General features: G+C 45.1%; 4 protein-coding genes. 1 reads left to right on the forward strand and 3 read right to left on the reverse strand.

Going from position 1 to position 4,179, the window contains the following annotated elements; all coding sequences use genetic code 11:
- Nucleotides 1-89 precede the first annotated feature (89 nt).
- The 3 genes from Q0668_RS08565 to Q0668_RS08575 all read right to left on the reverse strand — a co-directional run bounded on the left by Q0668_RS08565 (nt 90) and on the right by Q0668_RS08575 (nt 2,691).
- The gene (locus Q0668_RS08565) at nt 90-623 is read right to left on the reverse strand and encodes a CBS domain-containing protein (protein ID WP_298862885.1); all 534 of its coding nucleotides are present in this window, start codon (nt 621-623) and stop codon (nt 90-92) included.
- Nucleotides 624-977: 354 nt separating this feature from the next.
- Complete coding sequence (locus tag Q0668_RS08570; RefSeq protein ID WP_298862888.1) at nt 978-2,015, reverse strand: hypothetical protein; 1,038 nt, start codon at nt 2,013-2,015, stop codon at nt 978-980.
- A gap of 28 nt (nt 2,016-2,043) precedes the next feature.
- Nucleotides 2,044-2,691, reverse strand: a complete 648-nt coding sequence (locus Q0668_RS08575) for a TlpA disulfide reductase family protein (RefSeq protein ID WP_298862891.1) — start codon at nt 2,689-2,691, stop codon at nt 2,044-2,046.
- Nucleotides 2,692-2,899: 208 nt separating this feature from the next.
- On the opposite strand from Q0668_RS08575, the gene Q0668_RS08580 reads away from it, so the two are divergent.
- On the forward strand, nt 2,900-4,114 hold the full coding sequence (locus tag Q0668_RS08580; protein WP_298862894.1) for a hypothetical protein: 1,215 nt from the start codon (nt 2,900-2,902) through the stop codon (nt 4,112-4,114).
- Nucleotides 4,115-4,179: the final 65 nt, after the last annotated feature.

The following is a 4,179-nucleotide window of genomic DNA, read 5'->3' on the forward strand; positions in this document are numbered from 1 at the left end:
AGCAAAGAAGAATGTCTGGGAGGATATGATATACCTGTTCCAAGATATGGGGATTGAACTGAAATCCCCATAATTACAGGTTGGGAGAGTTATGATTCGCTCTTGGCACCGTTGAGTTGGAGTACACTTTTTCTCAAGCTTTGTCTGCTCAAATGGGGTGGGTTAATGGTGGAAACGGTCGAATGAGAGTCTGCTGTTTTCGCTGATTCTGTGTTTGAAACCGGTTCTTCAGTCAATTCGATCGACTCCAGAGCCATGATGGTTCGGAAAAGATCGCGACAACTCAGTTTGCCCACGAGTCGCCCATTTTCGGTAACAGCCATGCAGCTGTTTCGGCGATCACGGAAAAAATGAATCAATTGCAGTGCATCGTTTTCAGGCGAGAGTGCATCAAGCTGTACATGCATAATGGAATCAATGGGAGCTTCCAGGTTTTGGTACATCAGTTTATGCTTGAGAATTTGATAATCGGGTACGACACCGAGCAATTTCATTTGCTGATCGGTGACATAGATTTCTGCAGACTCTGCCAGGATCATTTGCTCTGCCGCTTCCTGGAGGCTTGTTCCGGTCAGTACACTGACAGGATTGACCGTCATTAAATCGCGAACTCGTACCTGCATAGTTGACCCCTTGGCGGTTCCCTTTTTGAATTTGAATTGATTCAAACAAGGTTTACTATAAAGACGAATTAAAATCTTTTATCTAACGAAAAGATCAAAGAGCCGGCCCGCTCAAGCTTCAAGTTACCTCTTGGTAAAAGTAAAACTTTAATGAACTCTTTGCTCAAAGAATAAGTTGCAAAGCGACAACATGATGCAATTATTCAACAAATATTGGTGAATAATTTGTAATCGTGATCGAGTTAAGACTGATCATACAGGTTATAACGATTGCAATTTGAACTGCTGACAGGACGTGGAAAAGAAGTTGTGAAAGTCGTTTTTAACTGTGAGGGGAGGCCTGTTATTCGGCTGTTACTGACTCAGATTCCAGAAATGCAAGATGTCAGAGCTAACCTGAGAAACTACCTTGGGGCCGGTGGTCGCTTCGATGTGGCCCAATGGATGGTGGGATGATTGTGTCTTCCATCGTTCAGCGAGTGCCTCAATGCGGAAAGAGGGTATGAACCGATCATAATCTGCTACATGCAGGTGAATGGCTGAGGTGGGAACTTTGGTTGTCCAGTTTGCGATAACGAGAGGTCTGCTGAGTTGTTCCAGTCTGTCTAGATCTATCGGTTCATGTGCCACGCCGCGGCGAATGGCTTTTACAACCGTTCCTCCTTCTTCAAGAATGTGAAAGAGATCAACGGGGGGAGTAATCGCCATCACAAACTCGAGCTGTTCAATTAACAGAGCCGCTGTTAGAGTCATCCAGGCTCCATGGCTGATGCCCACGAGGCCGATTTGGCGTCCTTCTTTCTGTAGGGCGAGAATCAGGCTCCAGAGATCGAGAACTCCCTGACGTGCTACTGTTAATTGATGGTCTAAATTTCCGCCGGCAATCAATTGACCGGGACGGTAACCTTCTGGTGTTCGTCTGAAGTTAAAAGGGCTGTCCATCATGATGACATCGATGCCAGCAGGGGTTAATCGACGGGCGAGTCTGTTAAAACTTCTCACACCCATCTGTACAATGCCGTCAACGGCAACCACGGTATAGCATTTCTTTGAATCTGTTCCGCGGGCAGTAGTCGTAGATTTCCAATGACGGCCCTTTACCAGGTCATTTTCAGGAAAACCGGTCTGGATCGAACTGGGGAATTGAAAATCTTCGATTTGGGCAGAATCAAACGTCGATTGGGAAGCAGGGTTTAAATGTGATTGGTATTCCAACCGAGCCGCTTGCGGGGTGGGAGAGAAAAAAGTATTCAGGTCGCCACTATGAAGTTCTGATGATGTTTCTCCGGCATTGGATAGAATGAGTGGTCGTTTTTTGTAATAGAAATATCGGTGCAGGAGATAATAACCAAGAATTTCATCCAGGACCGTCGACCAAAGTCTACGCATCATGTGACTATCTCTGAAAATTGGGAGTGGCTTATTCTGATTTCGATTTCAGGGTTACTTCCAGACTAGACTCGATATCAGCCTGCGTGAATTGCTGGCTCGGATCAGCAAATGAAAACTTCTTGATGAGCTTTCCTGCTCGATCATAAATTCGATAATGTGGTAAAGCCCCATCATCAATTCCAAAAGTATCCATTGTGTCCTGATTATTTTCTGCAGTTGCCAAGATGTTGATAAACTGTGCCTCTTTGGATTCCAGAAATTGTAATACCGATTTTTGCGTTTCTGGGTCTGATTCATCCATGCTGACAGAAATGACTGTCAGACCCTGGTCCGCAAATTTCTTTTTCCATTCCACCGTATGGTGAAAATTCTTTACGCAGGGAATGCACCATGTGGCCCAGAAATCAACCAGAATGACTTTTCCCTTTTGTTTTTCTATCATTTCTTTAAAACCATGAACGTCAGTCAAAGTGAGCGTGATCTCTACGGTTTTACCTGGTTTGATTTCAGGGGAATTGGCTTGTGCTGACTGACTCGGGTTCTCAGATGTGATGCTGGGAGACTGCGAACTCTCCTGCGATGAACATCCGACAGTCAGAATAATCAGGAGGCATGCTATGGAAAGGAAAAGTTGACTTCTGAAGATGATGGAATGGTTTGGCTGAAATGAACTCATTTTCGTCCCTGAACTTTTGAAGTAAAACTGAAACACCTGTTCGAATTTTATACAAATATACGAAATGAACATAGTGTGAAGTATGTGATCTTAAGTAAGATTAGTATTAGACTCAATATCTTAAAATGATTTCTATCAGCATCTGGCAATTAATCAGGATTAAAACATGCTCACGCAAAAGCGGATCATCCGGAGAAGATTCAACCTCATGAGAGCGGTGCAACTGCTGCTATTGCTGAACGGAACGATCAATTTCGTGCAGGCCGGGGATACTGAATTCTCACTGAAAATCGAAGGGTTGGCGGACGCCTTCATTGAAGAGGTTTCTCAGGGTGATTATCGGATTATGATTGCGGGAGCACCTCTGGAGCGTATCACAGGAGCAGAGTTTTCTGCATTGCGTGAGCTTGAAATCAAATTGCAGGATAAAAAAAATACGAAGGCTCAGACCGAGCGTAAGCTGAACGCATTATTAATCGCCATGGCGCGGATCGCTGACAAAACGACGTTGATGTATTTGCATGAACTTTTTGAATCCTATCCGGAGCGTCGGAATGACGTTGCAGAGGCGATTAGCTGGTACGCTAAGGAAAACCAGCGCCGCGACCCCGACTGGAGAATACTGGTTCGGTCTCTCAATGTCGTGCAGGGAGAGCAGGCGAAAGTAGTGATGAGGTCATTGGCCAGATTTCGTCGGCGTTCCAACAAGGCACAGTGGGTTCGTCAGGTCATTTTAGTGGGATTGGAACAGGATCCTGAAGGGCAACAAATTGCAGTGAAACTGTTAGAACACTGGACCGGACTGAATTTGAATCAGAGTGAGCAAGAACAGAAATCCCCACTCCTGGTCTGGCAAAAATGGTTTGCGGAAAAATACCCGGATGAGATCGCTGCTGTCCTGCCAGTCGAAGCTCCTGACAGCCGTTGGAAATATCAGGAGATAAAGAGTGAATTGCGAAAACCAGCTAAGCAGGAGTTGAACTTAAAGTTGGGTGAACAATCCTTTGTGAAAGCATCATGTGTCAAGTGTCACCGTTTCGGGAAAATTGGGGAAAAGGTTGGACCGGATCTCACACATGTCAGCCGCAGATTACAGCAAAAGGAAGTCTTAATGGCTACGATTTTTCCCTCACACTTTGTCGCGGAAGAATATCCCACCGTTATGATTCTAACGGATGCCGGTAAAGTGTTTACCGGGATGATGGGGGCGGCAGGTCCGGATCAGATCCTGCTTTTGACAGGTGAAGGAAAGAAACAGCTCATAAATAAAAATGAAGTCGATGAGATTAGTCCGGTAAAAAAATCATCTATGCCGGATGGGTTATTGAATTTATTATCCAAAGAAGAAGTGATTGAGTTGTTCAGGTATCTGGCCATGTTACCTGAGGGTGCTACAGCAAGATATCGGCATACAACTCCATAAAACAGTTATCTAGTTAGTGGGTGTCCCGAAAGTGAGTACGCGCGGAATTTTACGCGGTAAAGCGG

Origin of the sequence: uncultured Gimesia sp. (assembly GCF_937910335.1) — a bacterium.
In the GTDB taxonomy this organism is placed as follows: domain Bacteria; phylum Planctomycetota; class Planctomycetia; order Planctomycetales; family Planctomycetaceae; genus Gimesia.